Genomic DNA, 22834 nt, shown 5'->3' with positions numbered 1-22834 from the left:
CCCATGACCACTGTCATCTGGGCTGTCGCAGCCGTGGTGGTACTGCTCGTGCTCGTCGTTCTGCTCCTTCTGTCCCGGTACCGCGTGCCGGGCGCCGAGGAGGCGTTCATCGTCACCGGTACCGGCAAGGGGCATCAGGGCAAGGTGTACCGCGGCACCGGCACATTCGTGCTGCCCGTGGTTCAGCGTGCGACCCGCGTCCAATTGTCCTCGATCAAGGCCGACCTCGACACGTCGACGCCGGCCAACGACGGCATCGAACTGAAGGTGCGTGGTGTGGCCGTCGTGAAAGTCGGCGACACGCCCGAGGACATCCTCAAGGCCGGTCCCCGCTTCGGCGACGACCTCAATCGCGTCAACGCTCTCGTCACCGAGCAGCTGTCGGGTGAACTGCGTTCGATCGTCGGCACCATGACGGCCAAGAGCATTCTCGTCGACCGCCAGCAGCTCGTCGATCAGGTCGCGCAGTCGATCAAAGAGATCCTCGGCAATCAGGGTCTGGTGCTCGACAGCTTCTCGATCAACGACGTCCAGGACTCGGACGGCCAGTACTTCAGCGATCTCGCCGCCAAGGAGCGATCCGATCAGTCGGCGATCGCCGCCCAGTCGCGCGCCGAGGCGCATCGTGTCGCTGAGCAGAGCCGTATCGCCAACGAGCAGGCGATCATCGAGCAGCAGCGTGAGCTGGACATCCAACGTGAAGCCGCCCGTCAGGCGACCGACCGCGCTGCGGCCGAGGCCGACGCCGTGCGTCCGCTCGTCGAGGCGGAGCGTCGTCGCATCCAGGTGGAGAAGGACAACGAGGTCGCCGAGCAGGCCGCTCGTCTGCGCGACACTCAGCTCGACGCCGAGGTGCGACGCCCGGCAGAGGCCGAGCTGTACGCCGCACAGCAGCGGGCGGAGGCACGCAAGGCCGAGATCACCGCGGAAGCCGAAGCGAAAGCCGCAGGCATTCGGATCACCGGTGAGGCCGAAGCCGAAGCTCTGGAGAAGCGTGCCGACGCACTCGGCAAGCTCGACAAGGTCGGCCAGTTGGAGCTCGTCATGAACAAGCTCCCCGACATCGTCCGTGCCGCAGCAGAGCCGCTCGCCGACTCGAACATCACACTGGTCGGCGATTCAGTGAGCCCGCTGACCCGCAGCGCAGGCGCGGGTGTTGCCAGCACGCTGGAAGTCATTCGCAGCACGACGGGCATCGACGTCGCGTCGATGCTCGCCGATCTCGGCCGATCCGAGACGACTGCGGTCGAGAAGACTCCGGACACGGCCTCGACCGACTAGCGTCCTAGGCGTGAACAGACGCCGCCGCTTGTACAGATTCTCCATCGCTCTCATCGTCGGAGGTCTGGCAGCGGCGGCGTTGTCGTCTGCTCCCGCGCACGCGGACACCTGGCGCAGCAAGTCGGTGAGCGACCACTTCACCCTTCTGTACAACGAGGGGCTCGCAACCGACCGGATCGGGCTGCTGCATCCGAGGGGCACCCTGTCGATCCGGCCCGACCTATGGCAGGCAGGCTGGCAGCACATCGGCGACCAGGACATCCACGCGGGATACACCTACGACGACTACGAGAACCTCAGTGCGAGCCGCAAGCTGTACACGATCACCAGCCCGCACGGAGTGATGACCAAGTACTACCACCCGCTCGAGCCCGGCGAGATGGCGAACAACTCGTTCGTCACCGTCGACCCGACCGGCGCGTACCTGGTGAGCGGCGAGTGGTTCACCGAGCAGCGATTCATCGTGTTCGCCAACCCCAAGGGTCGACCTGCAGGCTCGACAATGCCGATCCTCAGCGAGATCCGGCTCGACACCCCGCTGACCAACGTGCAGAGCTGCGACTTCATGACCGCCGACCGTCTGCTGTGCGCCGTGGACGAACCCGTGAACCGCGTCGTCTCCGTCCACCTGTCCGCGCCCGTCGGGGCGGCGTCGGTCGACGGCACCGTGGAACCGGAGTTCACCATCCCCAAGCGGAGCGTCTGTCGTGGAAGTTACGAATCCGAGGGCATCGATTACGACGTCTCGCGGCGGATCCTCAGCGTGGCGATGATCAACCCGAGCCCGTGCTTCGTGGGGACCAAGGTGTTCCGCTATCGCGCCAACTGACTGACCGACGCAGGCACGTCCGCGTCGCGACCGGTGTACGTGATCGGCGAGTCGTAGACCGTCCGCATCGGAATCACACCCGTCCAGTCGTCGGTCTCGACACCCGGACCACCGGTGCGCGCTTTCGCGATCCATTTGCCGTCTTCGATCGGCAACCTCAGGGCGATCGTGGCGGCCAACTCTTTCGGCAGGATCGCAGTGGTCTCCGCCGAGCGGCCTGGAACGATCCGATCGCTGAGCGCGGTCAGCGCCGTCGCCGGATCGTCGACCGGCTGGAGCACACCGCGAACGACGACGGCACGATAGTTCGCCGAATGGTCGAAGAGGGTGTCGGAGACGACGAGACCGTCGACCACAAACGCGGTGAGGGTGACTGCCGCGCCCGCGGCGACGTGTCGGAGCATCCCGGCTCCGGTCGATCCGTGGACGATCACGTCGTCGCCGATTCGAGCGAACAGCAGCGGCACGGACCAGGGCCAGCCGTCGACGACTGTCGACAACGTGCCCACCATGGCCTCGTCGAGCACCTCGTCGAGGAGCGCACGATCACCGCCCCGCTCGGTCTTGCGGGTGAGGCTGTGCAACTGCTGAGGTTCAGTGCTCATGTATACGTTGTGTCATGCCGACTCCGCGCGTGTCCATCGATAAACAGACCCCGGCCGCCTACAAACAACTGGTGACGGTGTCTGCCGCCGCCAAACAGGCCGCAGCCGATGCCGGCCTGGACCGGACCGTCGTCGAACTCGTCAATCTGCGGTGCTCGCAGATCAACGGTTGTGCGTTCTGTCTGAGCCTGCACCACGCCGACGCTGTGGCCGCAGGGGTCACCGAACAACAGATCGCCGTGCTGCCGGCGTGGCGTGAAGCTCCTGCGCTGTACACCGACCAACAGCGAGCAGCACTCGAACTGGCCGAATCGGCGACCGAACTGCCGTCCGTCGACGACGCCGACTGCGCGTACGAGCGCGCAGCCGACATCCTCGACGCAGCCCAGATCTCAGCTGTCACCTGGGCTGCAGTCGCGATCAACGCCTTCAACCGCGTTTCCATCATGAGCCGCTACAACGTCCACCCGCGGCCGTAGGTTCGGCGGTCGCCGCACATTCCCCTGCTCGTTGAGCCGACTCCGAGGCGATAGCCGAGGCGTCGTGTCGCAGCGTGCCCTCCCCGACAGAAAGCGCTCAGCGACTGCGGAGGAATTCGAGGATCTCCGGCGTCGGGCGGTCGACGATGTCGGAGAGTTCGTCGTGCTTGGAGACGTATCGCGCGACAAGCGGGCACACCGGCACCACACGCAGTCCGGCGGCTCGTGTGTCTGCGAGGGCGTCACGAACCAGAATCGAGCTCAGGCCGCGACCGGAGAACTTCTCGTCCAGTTCGGTGTGCGGAAAGATCCGCTGCTCGCCCCGGTCGACGAACTCGGTGAAGCCTGCGAGTTCACCGTCCACACTGATGTCGTAGCGCCCCTGGGCGTCGTTGCGAGCGACGGTGATCTGCTCGGTGCTGTCAGTCATTCCGATTACCTCTTCCTCGGCTTGAGCCGACTGGTCGGGAGTGGTGGCGCGGGAATCCGGTCATCCGACGTCCACCCGTCCACTGTGCCGAAACGCGTTGCGGCGCTCTCCCATTCCTCGCGGTACTCGACGATCTCTTCGTGGGTCCGGCCGACGAAGTTCCACCACATGATGATGTCCTCGCCGAACGGAGTGCCGCCGAGGAGGATCACTCGGGCGACGGTGTCCGACGGGTTCGCCAGCCGGATCGTGGACACTCCTGGACCGACGTAGGCGAGGTCACCGTGGGCGAGGTCGACATCGTCGACCACCAACTGCTCAGTGTCGAGGAGAAACCCGTGTTCGAAGTCGGAGCGGACCGGCAGCACGACCTCGGTGTGCGGCTCGAGCAGGATCTCCGCGCCGAGCAGCGGCGTCGCGGTGACGATCGGTGACGACGTCCCGACGAGCTCGCCGATGAAGACCCGCACGCTCCCGGCGTCGCCGAGAGGCGCCGACTCCGGCGCGTGGTGCTGGAAACCGTGCGGATCGTCGCGAACTGCGTCGGGCAGGGCCACCCAGAGCTGAACACCGTGCAGGACCGTTGTCGCGTCGGTCGACATCTCCGAGTGACTGATCCCGTGGCCCGCCGACATGAGGTTGATCTCGCCGGGTAGCACCATCGCGTGGACTCCGGCGCTGTCGCGGTGTTCGATCTCGCCCTCGAAGAGCCAGCTGACGGTCTGCAGTCCGGTGTGCGGATGCGGGTAGACGCGCATACCGCCGCTGTCGGACACCGGATCCGGCCCGTAGTGGTCCGCGAAACACCAGGCGCCGATCATCGAGCGGTCACGGGTCGGCAGCGTTCGATTGACGATCATGGCGCGGATCCCGCCGAGGGGAACCTTTCGCGGTGTCACGACGTCCACTCCGGTGGTCGGACGGCCGGAACAGTCGATCTCGCCAGGTTCTGCGTCGAGGTTGCTCACGCCGTCGAGACTAGTCCCGATCTGCCGGTCGTGTCGTAGGCACGAGCGGACGCGCCACCACGAGCGAGAGCTTGAACACCAGGCCCTCCAGAGGTCCACGACCGATGGTCGCCGCCCACGCCGTGCACCCGATGATCACACCGACGGTGATCGGCCAGAACGGGTGCAGCGCCCGGAACTCGGTGATGTCGTTCACCGGTCGGATCGCGATCCAGACCCACCAGATCAGGAGGTGTGCGGTGTACGCCGTCAGCGGCATCGAGCCGACGGCGCGGAGCGGGAGGCTCGCGGCGCGCAGCGGTGTCGCCACCACGAGTGTGCACAGGCCGATGACGACCAGAGCGAAACCCCCCGATCCGAGTGCTTCGCCGACGCCCGACGAGTGCGGTGCCGAGCTCATCTCGGCGATGCCGTGGTCGGCGGCGATCCCCCCGACGACACCGTCGCCGAGCAGCACGAACAGTGCGCCGACCCCGACGAGCAGCGCTGCGTCGCCGGTCCGGCGGCGAGTGAGCACTCGACCTGCCGCCATGCCCGCCGCCAGGAAGCCCGCCCACAACACAAAGGGGAAGTACCAACCGATCAGACGGCCTCCGGCGATTGCCGTGTCGCCGTCGGCCGGCCACGGCACAGCGTCGATCGCGGTGAGCAGGAACGGCGCGACCACACCGAGCCCGACGGCCGTGGCCCACAGGAGGGACGTTCGAAGGTGTTGGAGTCCGATGCCGATCAGAAAGAGCACACCGTATGCGGGCAGGATCACCTCGACCGGCAACCCGAGGAACAGAAGCAGGACACCGGCGGCCCAGATGATCGCCGCGCGGGCGGCCAGCATTCTGTTCGGGCCGGCCGACCCGGCACCGCGGTTACGAGACGGATCACCGACCAGGGTGATCGACACACCGGCCAGCATGGCGAAGAGAATCGACGACCGCCCCGTCGCCGCCCCTGCCCACGTCGACGGCGAACTCCATTCGAGGTCCGGCAACGTCGTCAGGTGGACGGCGAACATGCCGATGACGGCGAGACCGCGTGCGAGGTCCACGCCCGCCAGTCGATCGGTCGCGTCGAGACGCGCAAGGCTCATACGGGCACCACCGATCATGGTTGCAGTCGGAATCGGAGCGCGGCGATCAGGTCGTCGACCGCCGAGATCAACACGTCGACGCGTGCCGCCGGATCCGGCGCGGACAACGCCCGATGACGGTCGGCCGCTCCGAGCGGAAGGTCGGACGCCGCACGCCACGACGCCTCCTCACGGTCGGGTCCGCTGTAGTCGACGGGTTCGGCGAGTTGAGAGGCGATCCACCGCAGTTGTGGATCGAGGCGGCCGCCCTGACCGCACAACAACTGGAGTTGCGCACGGCCACCCGTCAGTGAATCCCAGTCGGGTTCACCGCCGGTCTCGTCCGGGAGCCGCCGGGTCGCCGCGCGCGGATACGGGTCGTCCGGCAGCCACTCGTCGACGACGATTCGCTCGATACCCGCGCAGTTCAGCGAATAGCGTCCCGGGCCCGTTTGAGCCCAAGTGTCAACGCGTGCGAGGGTCCCCACGGTTCCCCGCTCGTCGCCGCCTCCGACCTCCGACCCGCGCTCGATCAGCACGACGCCGAATGTGCGGTCACCTGCGAGCAGGTCGTCGAACATCGCCGCGTAGCGCGGCTCGAAGATGCGTAACGGCAGAGTCTCTCCCGGCAGCAGCACCGAGCCCAACGGGAACATCGGAGTCATGGCTTGGGCGTCTGTTCGATCAGCAGGGTCGGCGTCCCGAACGCGCGATCGCGAAGTGTGCAGACGCGGGTGCCCGGTTTGCGCCCGATCCGGACCTCGCTGACGTCGAGTCCGGCGTCGACGAGGCGTTGCTGTTCGGCGTCGATGTCGTCGACGAGCCATGCGACTCCCCCGAATCGGTCGCGGTCGGCCATCGACGGTCCCGCCACGACTTCGACGATCACCGACGAGGTCCGGAAGAACAGCTGGGCGACGCCTTCGGCGATCTGACGGTCCAGCCGCAAGTCCATCCCGAGCCTGCCCGCGTAGAGCGCAACCGCGGCGTCCACATCGTGGTGATACATCACGACGTGGTCCACACGCGGGCCGTCGCCGCAACCCTTGCGGGCGGTGATCCCCACCGGCACCACGCCTTCGAGTTCGTACGACGTCTCGTCGCGAAGAACCGCGGCGAGTCCACGTCGGCCGAGCAGTCTGACACTCTCGTGCAGATCCGCGACAGCGAAGTCGACGGCCGCCTCGGCATCTCCGGGCAGCAACTCCACGCGGCCGTTTCCGAATGACCAGACTCCCGCGTCGAACGGCTCGCCGAGCAGAATTCGATACGCGTCGGACGATGCCGCCATGTCGGAGACGGGAATCCCGAGGACGACGTCGGACGTGCGGAGAGGATCAGTCGAAATGCTCACGGCGCTAATCGTTGCACAACCGGCGATCAACCTCGGGTGTCGTGTGCTCACGCGTCGTACGCTGCAGGTATCTTCATCGTGAATCTCTCGAATACGAAGGAGGCGGCGTGGTCACTGACGACGCAGCCGGCACGGATGCTCCGGAGCCGACCGACCCGCTCGACACCGCTTCTGAGACGGAGGCCGCTGAGCCGTCCCCCGCATCCGGTGCGCGCAGCCGAGTCGCGACCTGGACGAGCGACTACGTGAGCCGCCTGTCGTACACCGGAGCCGTCCTCGCGACGCTGTTCCTCTGGCTGTCGACGACGCCGTCGCTGTTGCCTCGCGGCCCGTTGTTCCAGGGAGTGGTCGCCGCAGGCGCGGCGGCCATCGGCTACGGGCTCGGAGCCTTCTTTGCATGGTTCGCGCGGTACCTCGTCTCTCGACAAGAGGCGTGGCCTCGCCCGAGCCGGATCTGGTGGATCGGACTCGGCGTCGTCGCCTCCGTCGGCACGGTGGTCGCGTTGTACTGGTTCCACCGATGGCAGGACGAACTCCGCGACCTGATGGGAGTCGATCACCTCACGTGGACGTCGTATCCGCAGATCGCGATCATCGCCGTCATCGTGTTCGCGATCCTAGTCGGTGTCGGTCAGGCCTGGGGCGCTCTCGTTCGGTTCATCGCCCGAAAGCTGACAGCCCACATCCCTCCACGCATCTCGGGAGCCGTCGCGGCACTCGTGGTCATCTTGGTCAGTATCTTCGTCGTGAACGGCGTGGTGACCAACTACGGCATGAAGGCGCTGAACGAGACGTTCGCCGCCGTGAACGACGAATCGACTCCAGACTCGTCACCTCCGTCGTCCCCCTTGAAATCCGGCAGTCCCGAATCACTGGTGAGCTGGGAGAGCCTCGGCCGACAGGGCCGAGCGTTCGTCTCGACCGGGCCGACCAAGGAGGAGATCGGCGAGTTCAACCACAAGCCCGCACTCGAACCGATCCGCGTGTACGCAGGTCTCGAATCGGCGCCCACCATTGCCGAAGCCGCGACTCTGGCCGCCGATGAGCTGGTTCGAGCGGGCGGTCTCACCCGCAAGGTGATCGCGGTCGCGTCGACCACCGGCACCGGGTGGATCAATCGAGCCAACCCCGACTCCATCGAGTACATGTACAACGGCGACACCGCGATCGTCGGCATGCAGTACTCCACTCTGCCGAGTTGGCTGTCGTTCATCGTCGACCAGGAGCGCGCACGCCAGGCCGGTCGAGCCCTCTTCGAAGCCGTCGACCGACGTGTCCGGGACATCCCCGAGGCGACGCGGCCGAAGATCGTCGTCTTCGGCGAGAGCCTCGGCTCGTTCGCCGCGGAGGCCCCGTTCGGATCGATCCCGACGATGTCCGCACGCACCGACGGCGCTCTGCTGACCGGCCCGACGTTCAGCAACACACTGTGGCGAGACACGACGAACGGCCGCGACTCGGGCTCCCCGGAGTACCTGCCGATCTTCGACAACGGCGATCAGGTCCGGTTCATCATGGACCCCGCCGACCTCGACCGCCCGGCGGGCCAGCCGTGGACCAAGGGACGCATCGTCTACCTCCAGCATCCCTCCGATCCGATCTCCTGGTGGTCTCCGGATCTGCTGTTCGACGAACCGGACTGGCTTCGTGAGCAGCGCGGCCCGGACGTGCTCGATTCGACGACGTGGTTCCCGATCTTGACGTTCCTGCAGGTCGCTGCGGATATGGCAGTGTCGGTGGACGTCCCCGACGGCCACGGCCACAACTATCTGGCGGCGATTCCGAAGGCGTGGGCGCAGATCCTCGAACCGCCCGGCTGGACGAATGAGGACACGATCCGACTTCTCCCCCGCCTGACCCGCGACTAACTCCTACCGGCGAGTAACATTCGAGAAATGAGCGAGATGAGCATCCCCGAATACCGCGACAGCGACCAGTACAAGGCGTTCGACGTGACTGTCGCCGACCACGTCGCCGAGGTGACCTTGATCGGTCCCACCAAGGGCAACGCGATGGGCCCGGATTTCTGGGCTGAGCTCGTTCCCCTGTTCCAGGGCATCGACACGGACCCCGACGTCCGCGCGGTGGTCCTGACTGGATCGGGCAAGAACTTCTCATTCGGCCTCGACCTTCCGGCGATGGCCGGCGACTTCGGTCCGGTGCTCGGCGGCGACGGCAAGGCGGCCAAGGCCCGCACCGACTTCCACAACATGATCGGCCGCATGCAGGCGGGCATCAACGCGGTGGCCGACTGCCGCAAGCCCGTCATCGCCGCCGTCCAGGGCTGGTGCATCGGCGGCGGCGTCGACCTGATCACCGCCGCGGACATCCGCATCGCCAGCGCCGACGCCAAGTTCAGCGTCCGCGAGGTGCGCGTCGCGATCGTCGCCGACATGGGATCGCTCGCGCGCCTCCCGCTGATCATCGGCGACGGCCACACCCGCGACCTTGCCCTGACCGGCAAGGACATCGACGCGGCACGCGCGGAGAAGATCGGTCTCGTCACCGACGTCTTCGACACCCCCGAGTCGCTGCTCGACGCCGCACGCGCGAAGGGCGCCGAGATCGCGGCACTTCCGCCGCTCGTCGTCCAGGGCACGATGAACGTGCTGGACCACTCACGCCGCTCCCGCGTCGACGAGAGCCTGCGCTACGTCGCGACGTGGAACGCGGCCTTCCTCCCCAGCAACGACCTCGGCGAAGCCATCGCCTCGGTCTTTGAGAAGCGTCCCCCGCAGTTCAAGGGCGAATAGGTCCCTTCCCGCACCAGTTCTCTATTCACGCCTGATGCGCTGGATTCCCGCTAATTGTCAGACAATTAGCGGGAATCCACGCATCAGGCGTGAGTTCGATGAGGCTGTCGTAACGAGCAGGACGGTGGGGCGTCGACCTACTCACGCTCGACAATCTCCCGCAGTGCCTCTACACAAGCGGACATGCTCGGAATCGGCACGACCTCGACGGTGACGTCGAGTACCCGGACGACGACTCGCCCGCGGCTCTGTACTCCTACGAAACAGCCGTCATCCGAACGGCTCTGGACGCTCTGAACGATCCCGAACGCGCCGAGCCGTGGGAGTCTCTCGCAGTCGACTCGATTGACAGTGCGGTGGTCGACGCCCTCGCGGTGTTGAACCGCCAGCCGGAACGACTGTTCGAGACGACCCACGTCGTCCAACGCGCGCAGGTCCCCACGCCGGCAGACCTTCTCGCGAGCATCCCGAACGGATACTTCGAGGGCGACTGGTCGCCGTTCGCAAGCCATACGGTCGCGCGCCGAATGCACGACGAGCACGGTTACGCGTTGATCGGTGTCGGAGCGTCGACGCTCGCGTTCCAGCGGACGGCAGCCGCATCTCCCGACCCGACAGCGCTGATCGCCGACGTGCAGCACCTGTACGGCGCCGCGGACTCACCCGCGTGGGACGAGGTCCGCGACACCGTGACCGACTCGCCGATCCTCGTCCTCGGGTACGCCGAGGACTTCGTCGAACTCGCCGACTAGCTCGGCGAGAGCCGGAAGAGGGGAATCGTGCGGTCGGTCCGCTGTTCGTAGAGAGTGAAGTTCGGCCAGACGCCGAGCAGGCAGTCCCACGCCCGGGCGCGGTCCTCTCCCGACAACTCGGTGGCCGTCATCGGCACGTCAACACCCTTGACGCGCAGTGTTCCGCCTGCGGCGGCGCGCATGTTGAACACCCACGCCGGACTCTTCGGGCCACCGAAGTACGACCCAGCGACGATCCAGTCGTCGCCGTCGGGCGCGGCGAGCACCGTCGTCGTCCGCGGCTCGCCGCTCTTGCGGCCGACGACGGTGAACGTCACGCTCGGCAGACTCGCGATCCACAGCAGGTCGATCCGACCCCGGCTGATCCGCTGGATCCACCCGTCGACCTTGACGATCTTCGGGAGATACGGCGGCAGCCAGGGCCAGGATCCGATCCAGATCGCGGCCCGCGTGATGATCGACATCAGGCGAGCGAGTCGGCGACCTGCTGTGCGATCAACTTCGCGACGGCGGCGGGATCGGTGAGCTCACCGCCCTCGGCGAGGACGGCACTGGCGAACACCAGCGACGCGGCGGGCGCCAGCGCTGTGTGATCGTCGTCGGCCGACCCGAACTTCTCCTTCAGACGCGTCACGACCGCGTGGCTCGGATTGAGTTCCAGGATCCGCTTGCTGTGCGGAACCGGCTGCCCCGACGCCCGGTACAGCTTCTCCAACTGCGGGGTCATCGAGAACTCGTCGCCCACCAGGCACGCGGCGGAATCGGTGAGGCGCGACGTCAGACGTACCTCCGAGACGTCGTCCGACAAGGTCTCGCCCAGCCACGTGAGCAGCGGCGCGAACGCCTCGTCGCGCTCGGTGTCGGCGGCGTCCTCGTCGCCGTCCAGGTCGACGACACCCTTCGCGATCGACACGAACTTCTTGCCGTCGAAGTCGGGGACGTTCCCGACCCACACCTCGTCGACCGGGTCCGACAGCAGGAGCACCTCGATGCCCTTGGCGGCAAACGCCTCCAGGTGCGGGCTTCCGACGATCTGCGCACGCGACTCGCCGGTCATGTAGTAGATGACGTCCTGGTCGTCGGCCATCCGCGTCACGTAGTCGGCCAGTCGGGTCGGCTCCGTGTCGCTGTGGGTGGACGCGAACATCGACGCCTTGAGGATGGCCTGCGCGTTGTCCGCGTCGTTGATCAGGCCCTCCTTGAACACTCGACCGAAGTTCTCCCAGAACGTGCGGTAGTCGTCGGGTCGCTTGTCGGCGATCTCCTGGATCGTCGAGATGACTTTCTTCACGAGGCGACGACGGATCGCGCGGATCTGTCGGTCCTGCTGCAGGATCTCGCGGGACACGTTGAGCGAGAGGTCCGCCGCGTCCACCACGCCCTGCACCCAGCGAAGGTACTCCGGCATGAGGTCGGTCGCGTCGTCCATGATGAAGACACGCTTCACGTACAGGTGGATTCCGCTGCTGCGTTCCCGCATGAACAGGTCGAACGGTGCCTGCGTCGGGATGAACAACAGCGCCTGGTACTCGAACGTGCCCTCGGCGTGCAGTGAGATGGTCTCCAGCGGCGCGTCCCACGCGTGCGAGATGTGGCGGTAGAAGTCGGCGTACTCCTCCTCGGTCACCTCGTCCTTCGACTTCGACCACAGTGCCTTCTGCGAGTTCAGCGTCTCGTCGACGGGCTCCGCGGGAGTCGCGGGCTCGTCACCCTCGGCGGCCTCGACGGGCTCCGGCGTCTCACCGAGCATGCGGATCGGCCACGCGATGAAGTCCGAGTACTTCTTCACCAGTCCCCGCAGCACGTAACGGTCTGTGTAGTCGTGGACGGCGTTCTCGTCGTCGACGTCACTGAGGGCGAGAGTGATGGTCGTGCCCTGCGGAGCGTCGGCGACGTCGTCGATGGTGTACGTGCCGTCACCGGTCGACGTCCACTTGGTGCCGACGCTCTCGCCGGCCTTGCGGGTGACGAGGGTCACCTCGTCGGCCACCATGAACGTCGCGTAGAAGCCGACGCCGAACTGGCCGATGAGGTCCTCGGTCGTCGACTTGTCAGACTCGGCGAGCTTGCGACGCAGTTCCGCGGTCCCCGACTTCGCGACGGTGCCGATGAGGTCGATCACTTCGTCGCGCGACATGCCGATGCCGTTGTCGGTGATCGTGAGAGTGCGCGCTTCGGCGTCTGGGATCAGCCGAATGTGCAGGTCGGAGATGTCGGCGTCGAGATCCTTGTCGGTCAACCCGGCGAGTCGCAGCTTGTCGAGAGCATCCGACGCGTTCGACACCAACTCTCGCAGAAAGCTGTCCTTGTTCGAATAGATCGAATGGACCATCAGGTCGAGCAGTTGGCGGGCCTCCGCCTGGAACTCGTGAACCTGTGACGTCAAGGCAGTACTCCTTTCGTACCCTCGGTCGGAGGGCATCGGCTGATCGGCACAGAACAGTTTACTGACCCTCGACGCGTACTGTGGAGCACGTGTCCGGCATACCGAGCGCCTTGTTCGTCCACGCCCACCCCGACGACGAATCGTTGTGGACAGGCGGGACCATCGCCGCCCACATCGCCCGCGGCGGCGACGCCGACCTCATCACCTGTACGTGGGCTCCCGGGACGGTCCGGCACAGTGAACTCTGTGACGCCGCCAGAGAACTCGGCCTCCCCCGGCCACCGATCGCACTCGGGTACGCCGACAGCTTCGTCCCCGAGTCGGCACCCGACGCGCCGTCGATCATCGACGTTCCGTTCGACGAGGAGGTCGGCGTGCTCGTCGACCACATCCGACGTGTCAGACCGGACGTCATCGTCACGTACGACGCGTTCGGCATCTACGGCCACCGCGACCACATTCACGTCAACCGACTCGTCTGCGCTGCCGCCGACGCCGCGAATCTCGTCCACTACCGACCGGAGACCGGCGACCCGTGGCAGGTGAAATCACTGTACTTCGCGACGATTCCGGTCAGCGTCGTCGACGAAGTGAGCCCGCATCTGCCCGAAGCGTCTCACCTTCCACTCATCGGCACACCTGACGAGCAGGTGTCGGTGACCCTCGACCTCCAGGCGCACATCGGCGCCAAGATCCGCGCGATCACCTCGCACCGCACGGAGATGGCGCGCAGCGCGTCGATGAAGGGCTTCGCCTCGCTGCCCCGTGATCAACAACGTCAGTTCCTCGCGTGGGAGTCGTACCTGCGCCGCGACCTCGTCCCCGGCGGAGCCGACCTCGGCTGACCGGGTTCAAGGAGCAGGACGCTCCACGGCGCGGGTCCGGAGACCACTGGCTCGAGCGACGCGCCGACCCACGGCTGCGCGGAGTGCGTCGGCGGTCCCGACGATCCTGACTCTGCTCTCGGCACGGGTGATCGCCGTGTACAGGAGTTCGCGGGTCAGGAGTTCCGCGCCCGCAGGCGGCAGCACGACGGTGACCTCGGTGAACTGACTACCCTGGCTACGGTGGATGGTCATCGCGTACACCGGCACCACGTCGGCGAGCTGGCTCGGATGCAGGCGTTTGATGGAGTCGCCGCGTTCGAACACCGCCACCAACGAGTCCCCGTCGGCGATCACCACGCCGGAATCACCGTTGTAGACGTCTTGCGCACGATCATTGGCTGTCACGAGCAGCGGCTCACCCGCGTACCACGCTCCACCGTGCGTCGTCGCGCCTCCCAGATCGTCCGTCGTCCATCCGGTGATCCGTCGGGACCATCCGGCGACTCCGAAGCGGCCGGCCCGATGTGCACACAGCACCCGATGTCCGCGGAGCGCCTCTACCGCGAGCCTGGCGTCGCCCGACCCGGCGGCCTCGCGGAGGCTGCGAGCCCAGGCGACAACCGATCCTCTGACTCCGGCCAAATCATCGGGGTCGACAAGCGTCACGGGGTTGTCGTCGCCCGGCGACCCGATGAGCTCCAGCACCCTGTCGGCGTCGCCTGCGTTGACCGCTTCGGCGACCTCACCGATCCGGTCGCCGTACCTGTGCCCGCGACGCAGCGTGATGACACCTCCGCCGAGTGCCGCCTGTTCGGCATCGGTGAAGTCGGCGTCGTCGATGCCGGCGGCCGCACCGAAGGCCGAGGACTTCTCGACCGATGCGACGTCGGCCGGGTCTCGTTCCACCAGGTCGGCGAGCACCGCGCCCGCCTCGACCGACACCAATTGGTGCGGGTCTCCGACGAGGATCAGTCGGGTGTCACCGCGCAGGGATTCGAGGAGTCGGCACATCATCGTCACCGGCAACATCGAGGTCTCGTCGACGACCACGACGTCGAACGGCAGTCGGTTCCCCGAACCCCGTACGAACGTCCCGTCCGGCCGCGAGCCCAGCAGCCGGTGAACGGTCACCGCCGCCGGATCACTGGTGAGCCGACGCCGGGTCCGGCTGTATTCGCCGATCGCCGACTGCAGCTGCGCTGCGGCCCGACCGGTCGGCGCGCACAGGCCGATGCGGATGTCCGGACCGAGAACGGTCTCCATGACCGCGAGGATCCGCGCGACCGTGTACGTCTTGCCGGTCCCGGGCCCTCCCGCGAGGACCGTCGTCCAACTGGTCGCGGCGAGCGCCGCAGCGGCGCGCTGCCGGTCGTACAGCCCCGAGTCGTCGGAGGTGAACGCCTCGTCCAACGCTCGGGTGAGCACGTCGACGTCCACGTCCGGTCGAGTCGCGGCGCGGTCGTCGAGGATGGTGCGGATGCTCTGCTCCTGGCGGAAGTACTTGCGCAGGTACAGAAGTGGCCCGTCGGCTGATTCGGCCAACGCCAACGGGGTCAGCGGTCCCGACGATGCGCCCACCACCAGGGGCGACGTCGCAAGCGCGGCGGTCAACCGCTCGACAGGCGGCCACGGCAGTTCGACGGGCTCGCCGTCGACGGTGTGCTCGACCGACGTCTCTGCGATGCGATCGAGTTGCACGCAGGTCGAACCCGTGCGGACAGCACGAACGGCCAGGGCGGTAGCCAGGAGCACGTCGTCGTCGGTCGTGCCGCCGGCGAGCGCGGCCACTCTGCGGGCCACGTGGACGTCCGACGCGTGCAGCACACCCGCCTGATTGAACGGCGCCAGGACACCGGTCTCGGAGGTGACGATCATCGCTTCACTCCCTTCCCGGCGAGCAGGTCGCTCATCGATGTGACCAGATCCACCGGCATCCGCCACTCGAACACGCCGCACCCGGGCGGTGTCGTCGGGCCCGCCATGCCGCGCACGAAGTGATATTGAACCGGCCCGAGGTGCTGCTCCGGGTGATAACCGGGCAGTCGCCACAACAGGTACCGATGCAACGCGACCGAGTACAGCAACGCCTGCAGCGGATAGTGGGCCGTCATCATCTCGGCCGCCATCGCCTCACGACCGAAATCCTCAACGGCGAGTTCGCCCGGCCTCAGTCGGTTCGTCTTGTAGTCGACGACCACGAAGCGTCCGTCCGGAGTGCGCAGCACTGAGTCGATGCTGCCGGTCAGGAAGCCGCGGAACCGGTCGTCGGACACCGCACGGACGAGATCTGCGTACGGGGCGAGCGGGTCGTCCCCGGGCAGATGCTCGGCGAGCAGATCACCGACCTGATCGAGCCCGAAGCCGCCTCCCACCGCGGACAGCGGGAGTTCGAAATCCAGTTCGGCGAGCCGATCGCGAGGCGCGACAGACCACAGGTCTCCGAAGCCCAGCGGTGTGGTCAGCACACCGACGAGCGCTGTCGCGAGCACATCGACGTCGATGTCGACACCGCGCCGAGCAGCCCCCTCCTCGGTGAGCTGTCGGACGTGCACCGTGATGTCGTCGGCAGACGTGTCGACGTGTTCGAGCACCTCGTGCACCAGGGTTCCGAACCCCGCGCCGAACGGCAGACCGTTCATCGGCGACGCGATCCCGGCCGTCACTGTCTGGTCGCCGAGTGTCGGATCGGCGGCGTCGACGGGTTCGTCGCGGCGGTCGACGCCGTCGGGCTCGCTGCCGGTCCCGATCACCGACACCGCGGTGTGCTCAGCGTGCGCCGCCGCGTGTGCAGCGGCGACGATCGCGGAGTACGACGTGCGACGCCAGGCGTCGTCCACCCGACGAGTGAACCGCGACACCGTGAGCCGCGGCGCGGCGCCGCCCCCGGTCACCGCACGGGGGACGCGAACCCCGTCGCGTCCACCCGCGTGTTCAACGCTGATCGCCGGGCTCAACGACGCCGCCTCACGCAGGACTCCGGCGCAGTCCATGTCGTCCGCCGGGATGGGCACCATGTCCGGGATCGTGGCGACCTCGCCGGATCGGACCGCCGCCCGCCTGTGCTGTCCGGTGAACAGGAGTCGGTGCAGCGCGCCACGTGTCGTGGTGGTGCTCGGCGCCCACCAGAGCACCACCATGGACCGTGCTCGAGTCGCGGCGACGTACATCAGCCGCAGGTCTTCGCCTGCCGACTCCGACCGCGCGAGCGCGTCTCGCCTGCCGTAGCCCGGCGCGCCCTTGCCCGCCACGTCGAGGCATCGGGTGTCGCCGTCGTCGTGGAACACGAACGTCGCCGGGTTCACGCGGGACGCCCCGTCCCAGCCGAACGGCACGTAGACGATCGGGAATTCGAGACCTTTGCTGGCGTGGACGGTCATGATCTGAACGGCGGCGGTGTCCCGGTCGAGTCGGCGGGTCGCATCTGATCGGCCGGACCACTGGGAACTGTCGGCGATCTGTTCGCCCAGCCAGTCGACGAGCGAGGTGAGTCCGCTCCCGCTGTCGGCGGCGTACCGGTTGCAGACATCGGCCATCTGGCGCACATCGGTGAACAGTCGCTCGCCGCGTGCCGAGCCGAGGAGCCGTTCCGCGGTGTTGAACTCGTCCAGAAGTCGAGCCGACATCGCGGCGAATCCACCGTCGACGAAAACGCGCCCGAGTTCGGCGAACTGCGCCGCAAGGGTGCCGATGCCGGTCTCGCCCTGTGTCTCCAGAGTCTCCGCCGTGAGCCCGACCAGGGGCGTCAACGCGGCGAGCCGGACCCTCGGCTGCCGAGACGGCTGGTCTATCGCGGTGAGAACGTGCCACCAGTGGCGGGCCGCGTCGGTGGTGAAGATCGACGTCCCGGACGTCACGACAGATGCGATACCGCGGTCGGCGAGAGCTCGCTGCAGTGGCTCGATCGTCCGGTTCGCGCGTAGGAGCACCGCGATGTCGCCGGACTCCACGGGCCGGGTCAGCCCGTCGACGTCGATCGTGACCGACGACTTCAGCAGCGCCGCGATGTCGCCCGCGACGTCGTCGATCACCCTCTCCCTGACCTGGGCCACCTTCGGGGTGGTGCCGTCCTGCGTGTGGACGGTGAAGTCGTTCTTGTCGAAACGTCGGATGCGCACCGCGGGCGCACCGTGGATCCGCGATCCGGAGTGATGAGCGGTGACCGGGCGGTACACGATGTCGGGATGCCCGAAAGCGGCGCCGTCGAACAGCACGCTGAGCCCTTCCACGACGTTCTGATCCGAACGGCGGTTGACGTTCAGGATCCGCCGGTCCCCCGCCGCCTGCACGGCGTGGAGGTAACTGAGCACTTCGGCGCCACGGAATGCGTAGATCGACTGTTTCGGGTCACCGACGAGGACCAGCGGGAGGTGGTCGTGGAAGCAGCGGCGGACGATCTCCCACTGCTGCGGGTCGGTGTCCTGGAACTCGTCGATGAGAACGACGGAGAACTGATCGCGGATGCGGTCACAGGCTCTGTCGCCGATGGCCGGATCGGTCACGATGTCGTACAGCGTGTTCTGCAGGTCGTCGTACGTCCGTAGTCGCGCCAACCGCTTCCGGATCTCGGTCTGACGGCGCACGTGTGTCGCCATTGCGACCCGCAGGTCGGAGTCGTCGTCGCGTTCGCCGGGCCGGAACGGCGCGAGGGTCGCGGTGGGATTGCGGACGGCCTCCTTCGCGATCTCCAGAGTCTCGTCGAAGGCCGGAGCATCGGACGGGTCGCCGGCGAATCGTGCGATGTAGGCGTCGCGCGCCACTTCCGCGACGATCTCGTCGACGTTCTCGACGATCGGGTACTGCTGTTCACGTTCGCCGAGGAAACCGAGCGCGGCGAGCATCCGATTGCAGAATGTGTGAGTGGTGGCCATCGTGGCTGCGTCGAAGTCCGACAGCGCCGAGACCAGCCGCGCGCGACGTACCGCGATCGTGTCGTCCGTGCCGTCGAGGAGCCATTCGACGAGGACGTCGTCGCCGGTGACCCCCTGATCGACGGCGGCGAGGCACTCGCGCAGCCGTGATCTGGTCCGGTCGCGAAGCTCCGCAGACGCCGCATTCGAGAACGTCGCCATCAGCAGTCGAGACACCGGGACGCCTTCGGCGACGTAGCGGACCGCGAGCGACACGATGGCGTACGTCTTGCCGGTGCCCGCACTCGCCTCGAGGACGACGGTCCCGGTCGGCAGCGGATCGCGGAGGTCGAAACCTCGGGTGTCGAGGGTGTTCATCGGTCCTCCTCGTTGCTCAGCAGCGGCGAGAACAGAGCACATGCCAGCCGCAGATACATCGGCGTCGACTGATCACCGGTCAGGAGGTGCTCCACGTCGCCGAGCGTGTCGAGCGATGGAACTGCAAGGCACAATTCATCGAACTCGACCGACGCGTCGGGGTCGTTCTGGAACACCAGACCCGCGTAGCGGTTCTTGTCGCCGAACGACTTCTCGTAGGTGAACTTCGCACGCCGCATGGCCTGCGGCGCACGACCGCGACGATTGAACTCGGAAGCCGCCGATGCCGCTGCATCGAGCGTGAGGCCGATCGGCGCTCGAAGGCCTGCATCCCGCAGAGCGACGAGGAGCGTGAGTATCTCGAGCGCGTCGTCCGGTGCGGACAGGCGACTGACCTTGGCCGACGGCGTGTGGCCGCCTGCCCCGCCGACCACGACGGCCTGCGGAACGCGTCGGCTGGAGCCCGCGGCCATGGACAGCAGTCGTATCCAAGCCCCGACCCGATGCTTGGCGCCGAGGCGGGAATAGCTCACAGGCACGAGACGGTCGCCGAACACGTCGCCGACAGTCCCGTACAGGCGACGGCCGCCGGGCAGATCGACTCGGACGTCGACCGCGTCGGCCGAATCCGTGCGGTAACCGTCGGCAGCAATGGATATCGCTTGAGCCTTCCCACGGATCGGGCCGAACGTGTCGGCGCCGAACGTGAACGGCGGAAGGGACCCTCGCCGCAGTTCCGCACCCGCTGCGGCCGCCGGATCGCGGCCGTCGAGCAACGCCTGCAGGTACCGATTGCCGACACTCCACTGTTCGAGGCCGTCGAGTGACACCGCCAACTGATCTGGATGCCCGTCGGCACTCTCCGGCAGTCCGACGCCGAGCCGCTGTCGTGCGAACCCTTCAACCGGCGCGCACAGGAAAGTGATCAGATCATCGAGGTCGACGTCACCGAGTTCGAGTTCGCCGAGGCGTGCGTCTGCCAGCCGGGGCAACGCGCGAGCGGGTGCACCGGAACGGTCGATGTCGCTCAACGCTCGAGCTCCCGCGAGCAGCGACGAGTCGTAGCTGAACGGCGCAGCACCGTCGGCCGCGACGAAGTTCCGCGTGTCGAACGCGTGCAGAGTGTGCCGATGCACGATCGGCGACGGCCCGTCGGAGTGCCCGACGATGACATTCGCGGCGTCGATCAGTTCGCTGACCACAACCGCAGGCGGCAACACGGTTCCGGTGAGCGGATCGGCGCCCGTGTAGAACACGAGCAGATGTTGTCCGGCGGCGCCGACGGCGTCCAGGAACGCCTGACGGTCTTCGTCTCGTCGGTCGCGTTCGCCGACGAGGGGCGCCACGGCGAGCACATCGTCTCCGTCGACTGACGACGGACGCGGGTACGCGCCAGTGTCCAACCCGAGGACGACGATCGCGCGATGCGGAACGGACCGCATCGGGACCATCGTGCAGACGGTCAGTTCACCCGTGCAGAAATTGGAACGCGTCGGGCGCGCCACCAGCAGTCCGGCCATCAGATCCCGAAGGTCGGCGAGTTCCAACCGCAGATCGTCGGCCGAACTCAGCGCGTCCGAGATCATTCCGACTGCTTGTGCGCGTTGCCACTCGTCGTCGTCGGCGACGTCGGTCAGGCCGTCGACGGCGCCGTTGAGGATGTCGGCCCATTCGCCTGCCGTGTGGGGGCGCCCGACCGCGTCGATGAGCGTCGTCAGGCGGTCGGCGAATTCGGCGAACCGGCCGACGAGGTCGGTGTCGGTCGAATCCACGCCCGCGAGCGGGAGTGCGGTGGCCAGCCACTCGTTCTCCGACTCTTCTGCCACCACGCCGAGAAGCATGCGGTCGAGCCCGGACGCGACCGTGCCCTGGGGGAATCCGCCGAGCCCGAACCGGCCGCGCTGCGCGGAGTCGACCCCCCATCGGATTCCGGATCGGTGGATCCATCCGGCGAGAGTCTCGACGTCGTCGTCGGTGAAGCCGAACCGTGTCCGAACCGGCGTCGACGATGCGAGATCGAGGAGTTCTCCCGCCCGCACCCGGCCTGCCGCGAGGTCGAGGACCCGTGCCACGACGTCGAGGACGGCATTCGATTCGCGCAGACCACGATCGGCGAGCCGAACCCGCAGCGTGTACGCGGGATGATGCAGGCCGGATTGGCCGAATGCGCCGCGTATCAGCGGTGCGAACGCTTCGACGTCCGGGCACATGATGAGGACGTCGCGCGGTTCGAGAGTCGAATCGTCGTCGAAGAGACGCAGGAGCCGGTCCCGCAGAACTTCCACTTGACGTTCCGGTCCATGGCAGGCGTGGACCTCCAGGGAGGTGTCGGCGCGCACTCCCGGCGCCGGTTCGAGAGCGTCGCGCCGAAGTCCGTCTTGGAGGGCTTCGAGCACCGTGATCGGAGCCGCCGCCTCCGGCTGCGGATGGTGGACGTCCACACCGATCGACGGTGTCAGCACCTCCTGCAGCTCTTGCACGTCACGCGACAATGCAGCGAGGAGTGGGTGGTCCGGCGCGTTCACCCCTCGGTCCGCACGCCTGCGTCGCGACCGTGGCGGTTCGGCGGAGATCCGCCGCCACAGCGCATCAGACGAGTGCGGGAGGTACAACGCCACGTCGCGTTCCGCGCTCAGTGCGTCGAGCACCACGTGCATGGTCTGCGGAATGCGGGTCGGACCGAACAGCGCGAGCCGTTCGGGCAGATCGACTACGCCGGGTTCGTCGCGAAGACGTGCTGCGAGGGCGTCGATGTCCTCCGCCGGGTGTGAATGACCGATCTCCTCGCGGACGAGCCGCCAGAACCACGGTTGCCAGGTGAGATGTTCGGCGAGGGGGTTGCCTGCCCCATCGGTGTCGCGGCCGAGTGCCCAGTCGGCGATCATCGTCGGCCGTTGCCAGCCGTACGCACCGAACAGTCCGGCGATCGTCGCCGCGGTCGAGAACCGTCTGCCGCGTCGAAGGAGTTTTCGAGTGGCGTCGTCTCCGGTCATTCCGAGGTGCGCTGCGATCACACTGAGCCGCGGGTCGTCGACGTTGGCGTCGAGAACGCGCAGCACCGGCCACCGGAGCCGGTCCGTGTACCAGCGCTCGGCCGCCTCCGGGTCGGCGGACGCTGAGACGGTCACCGTGCGCAGAAGCGCCGACGGTGAGTCGAAGTCGATGTTGGCGGCTATCCCCAGCCGCAGCGACAACTGTTGCCGGAGCCAGCGTTCGACGCCACGCTCGGGTACGGCGACGATCTCGGGCCGCATCGGGTCGGCGGACGGTGTCGCCAGCACGTCGGCGAGCACCCCGACCAGCGTGTCGGCGCGTTCGGCACGATGCACTCTCAGCACGTCATCTCCCCCTGTCGCACAGTGTGTAGGGCTATCGCTCAGCGACGGCGACGTAGCGGAACCGGGTCTCCGCTGTTCGCCTGCAGCACCGCGACGACGTTCTCGGGCATCACCATCTTGTGCCCGGTCCGGAGGTCGAGTCCGGCCAGCGTCGTCTCCGCCAGAGCGGCGAGTGCTCCGTCGGCCCCGTACAGGGCGCATCCGAAGTCGAACGAGGTGGTGCCGATCCGGGGCACCCACACGTCGACTCTGACCGGCTCGTCGGAGTAGTGCAGGATCGACGCGAACTCGATCTCCTGGCGCGCGATCACTCCCGCGTACCCGCTGCGGGCACCGCCGAACCACGAGCTCATCGTGCGGACGCGCGCCTCTTCGAAAAGCCGCGCGATCTGCACGTTGTTGATGTGACCGAGCGAATCCTGATCGCCCCAGCGGAGGGCGATCTCGACGCTGTGGGGCCGAGGCGAGTTCGACGAGTTCTGTATGTCCGACACGCGACTGACCATATCGCTGCCATCCGACACGAACTCCACGCGCATCG

Annotated in this window: 19 protein-coding genes; 7 read left to right on the top strand and 12 right to left on the bottom strand. The window is 67.2% G+C overall.

All coding sequences use genetic code 11. The features are described 5' to 3' along the window. The first annotated feature begins 3 nt into the window (after positions 1 to 3). Together WFK36_RS07855 and WFK36_RS07850 are read left to right on the top strand one after the other, a co-directional pair. Positions 4 to 1281, top strand: coding sequence for a flotillin family protein (locus WFK36_RS07855; RefSeq protein ID WP_008376483.1), 1278 nt, complete (start codon positions 4 to 6; stop codon positions 1279 to 1281). A gap of 10 nt (positions 1282 to 1291) precedes the next feature. After that, positions 1292 to 2110 (top strand): hypothetical protein, encoded by an 819-nt coding sequence (locus WFK36_RS07850; RefSeq protein WP_336791224.1) that lies wholly within the window; start codon positions 1292 to 1294, stop codon positions 2108 to 2110. Here the strand turns inward: WFK36_RS07850 and WFK36_RS07845 are convergent. Next, complete coding sequence (locus WFK36_RS07845) at positions 2095 to 2715, bottom strand: pyridoxamine 5'-phosphate oxidase family protein (protein ID WP_336791223.1); 621 nt, start codon at positions 2713 to 2715, stop codon at positions 2095 to 2097. The genes WFK36_RS07850 and WFK36_RS07845 overlap by 16 nt on opposite strands. A gap of 14 nt (positions 2716 to 2729) precedes the next feature. Here WFK36_RS07845 and WFK36_RS07840 point away from each other — a divergent pair, with 14 nt between their 5' ends. Further along, positions 2730 to 3194, top strand: a complete 465-nt coding sequence (locus tag WFK36_RS07840) for a carboxymuconolactone decarboxylase family protein (RefSeq protein ID WP_336791222.1) — start codon at positions 2730 to 2732, stop codon at positions 3192 to 3194. 97 nt (positions 3195 to 3291) lie between these two features. Here the strand turns inward: WFK36_RS07840 and WFK36_RS07835 are convergent, their stop codons facing one another. From WFK36_RS07835 to WFK36_RS07815, 5 genes are read right to left on the bottom strand one after another with little or no spacing between them, the layout of a single operon-like run. Beyond that, a complete protein-coding gene (locus WFK36_RS07835; RefSeq protein WP_008376490.1) occupies positions 3292 to 3624 on the bottom strand; it encodes a GNAT family N-acetyltransferase in 333 nt (110 codons plus the stop codon). A gap of 5 nt (positions 3625 to 3629) precedes the next feature. Beyond that, entirely contained in the window at positions 3630 to 4592 is a 963-nt protein-coding gene (locus WFK36_RS07830) for a pirin family protein (protein WP_336791221.1), read from the bottom strand. A gap of 10 nt (positions 4593 to 4602) precedes the next feature. Further along, positions 4603 to 5679, bottom strand: a complete 1077-nt coding sequence (locus WFK36_RS07825) for a heparan-alpha-glucosaminide N-acetyltransferase domain-containing protein (protein ID WP_336791220.1) — start codon at positions 5677 to 5679, stop codon at positions 4603 to 4605. 14 nt (positions 5680 to 5693) lie between these two features. Next, positions 5694 to 6323: an LON peptidase substrate-binding domain-containing protein gene (locus tag WFK36_RS07820; protein WP_008376496.1), complete on the bottom strand. Its 630-nt coding sequence runs from the start codon at positions 6321 to 6323 to the stop codon at positions 5694 to 5696. Further along, a complete protein-coding gene (locus WFK36_RS07815) occupies positions 6320 to 7012 on the bottom strand; it encodes a VOC family protein (RefSeq protein ID WP_336791219.1) in 693 nt (230 codons plus the stop codon). Before WFK36_RS07815 ends, WFK36_RS07820 begins: the two co-directional genes overlap by 4 nt. A gap of 107 nt (positions 7013 to 7119) precedes the next feature. Here WFK36_RS07815 and WFK36_RS07810 point away from each other — a divergent pair, with 107 nt between their 5' ends. From WFK36_RS07810 to WFK36_RS07800, 3 genes are all read left to right on the top strand, one after another. After that, the gene (locus WFK36_RS07810) at positions 7120 to 8880 is read left to right on the top strand and encodes an alpha/beta hydrolase (RefSeq protein ID WP_008376500.1); all 1761 of its coding nucleotides are present in this window, start codon (positions 7120 to 7122) and stop codon (positions 8878 to 8880) included. A gap of 27 nt (positions 8881 to 8907) precedes the next feature. Next, positions 8908 to 9765, top strand: coding sequence for a crotonase/enoyl-CoA hydratase family protein (locus tag WFK36_RS07805; protein ID WP_008376501.1), 858 nt, complete (start codon positions 8908 to 8910; stop codon positions 9763 to 9765). 356 nt (positions 9766 to 10121) lie between these two features. Then, positions 10122 to 10517, top strand: coding sequence for a hypothetical protein (locus tag WFK36_RS07800; RefSeq protein ID WP_336791218.1), 396 nt, complete (start codon positions 10122 to 10124; stop codon positions 10515 to 10517). Here WFK36_RS07800 and WFK36_RS07795 read toward each other — a convergent pair. Together WFK36_RS07795 and htpG are read right to left on the bottom strand one after the other, a co-directional pair. Further along, entirely contained in the window at positions 10514 to 10981 is a 468-nt protein-coding gene (locus tag WFK36_RS07795) for a nitroreductase family deazaflavin-dependent oxidoreductase (protein WP_336791217.1), read from the bottom strand. The genes WFK36_RS07800 and WFK36_RS07795 overlap by 4 nt on opposite strands. After that, entirely contained in the window at positions 10981 to 12939 is a 1959-nt protein-coding gene (htpG, locus tag WFK36_RS07790) for a molecular chaperone HtpG (RefSeq protein ID WP_336791216.1), read from the bottom strand. Before htpG ends, WFK36_RS07795 begins: the two co-directional genes overlap by 1 nt. Positions 12940 to 12983: 44 nt before the next feature. Here htpG and WFK36_RS07785 point away from each other — a divergent pair, with 44 nt between their 5' ends. Next, the gene (locus WFK36_RS07785; RefSeq protein WP_008376508.1) at positions 12984 to 13748 is read left to right on the top strand and encodes a PIG-L family deacetylase; all 765 of its coding nucleotides are present in this window, start codon (positions 12984 to 12986) and stop codon (positions 13746 to 13748) included. A 6-nt stretch (positions 13749 to 13754) separates the two neighbouring features. Here the strand turns inward: WFK36_RS07785 and recD are convergent, their stop codons facing one another. From recD to WFK36_RS07765, 4 genes are read right to left on the bottom strand one after another with little or no spacing between them, the layout of a single operon-like run. Next, entirely contained in the window at positions 13755 to 15605 is a 1851-nt protein-coding gene (gene recD / locus WFK36_RS07780) for an exodeoxyribonuclease V subunit alpha (RefSeq protein ID WP_336791215.1), read from the bottom strand. Then, positions 15602 to 18955 carry a UvrD-helicase domain-containing protein gene (locus WFK36_RS07775; RefSeq protein WP_336791214.1) on the bottom strand — a complete coding sequence of 1118 codons (3354 nt, stop codon included), beginning with the start codon at positions 18953 to 18955 and terminating at the stop codon, positions 15602 to 15604. The genes recD and WFK36_RS07775 overlap by 4 nt, the downstream gene beginning before the upstream one ends. Next, positions 18952 to 22293: an exodeoxyribonuclease V subunit gamma gene (gene recC / locus WFK36_RS07770; protein ID WP_336791213.1), complete on the bottom strand. Its 3342-nt coding sequence runs from the start codon at positions 22291 to 22293 to the stop codon at positions 18952 to 18954. The genes WFK36_RS07775 and recC overlap by 4 nt, the downstream gene beginning before the upstream one ends. Before the next feature lie 38 nt (positions 22294 to 22331). Further along, a complete protein-coding gene (locus WFK36_RS07765) occupies positions 22332 to 22787 on the bottom strand; it encodes an acyl-CoA thioesterase (protein WP_223291377.1) in 456 nt (151 codons plus the stop codon). Positions 22788 to 22834: the final 47 nt, after the last annotated feature.

This window comes from Gordonia malaquae (assembly GCF_037148075.1).
Taxonomy (GTDB): Bacteria; Actinomycetota; Actinomycetes; order Mycobacteriales; family Mycobacteriaceae; genus Gordonia; species Gordonia malaquae.
Note: the sequence above shows the minus strand (reverse complement) of the source record. Positions and strands in the feature narration are given on the sequence as shown.

Excerpts from the sequence above, each read along its gene's own strand:
- WFK36_RS07855 (WP_008376483.1), top strand. The coding sequence starts at position 4 with ATGACCACTGTCATCTGGGCTGTCGCAGCCGTGGTGGTACTGCTCGTG.
- WFK36_RS07845 (WP_336791223.1), bottom strand. The coding sequence starts at position 2,715 with ATGAGCACTGAACCTCAGCAGTTGCACAGCCTCACCCGCAAGACCGAG.
- WFK36_RS07840 (WP_336791222.1), top strand. The coding sequence starts at position 2,730 with ATGCCGACTCCGCGCGTGTCCATCGATAAACAGACCCCGGCCGCCTAC.
- WFK36_RS07835 (WP_008376490.1), bottom strand. The coding sequence starts at position 3,624 with ATGACTGACAGCACCGAGCAGATCACCGTCGCTCGCAACGACGCCCAG.
- WFK36_RS07825 (WP_336791220.1), bottom strand. The coding sequence starts at position 5,679 with ATGAGCCTTGCGCGTCTCGACGCGACCGATCGACTGGCGGGCGTGGAC.
- WFK36_RS07820 (WP_008376496.1), bottom strand. The coding sequence starts at position 6,323 with ATGACTCCGATGTTCCCGTTGGGCTCGGTGCTGCTGCCGGGAGAGACT.
- WFK36_RS07805 (WP_008376501.1), top strand. The coding sequence starts at position 8,908 with ATGAGCGAGATGAGCATCCCCGAATACCGCGACAGCGACCAGTACAAG.
- WFK36_RS07795 (WP_336791217.1), bottom strand. The coding sequence starts at position 10,981 with ATGTCGATCATCACGCGGGCCGCGATCTGGATCGGATCCTGGCCCTGG.
- htpG (WP_336791216.1), bottom strand. The coding sequence starts at position 12,939 with ATGCCCTCCGACCGAGGGTACGAAAGGAGTACTGCCTTGACGTCACAG.
- recD (WP_336791215.1), bottom strand. The coding sequence starts at position 15,605 with ATGATCGTCACCTCCGAGACCGGTGTCCTGGCGCCGTTCAATCAGGCG.
- WFK36_RS07775 (WP_336791214.1), bottom strand. The coding sequence starts at position 18,955 with ATGAACACCCTCGACACCCGAGGTTTCGACCTCCGCGATCCGCTGCCG.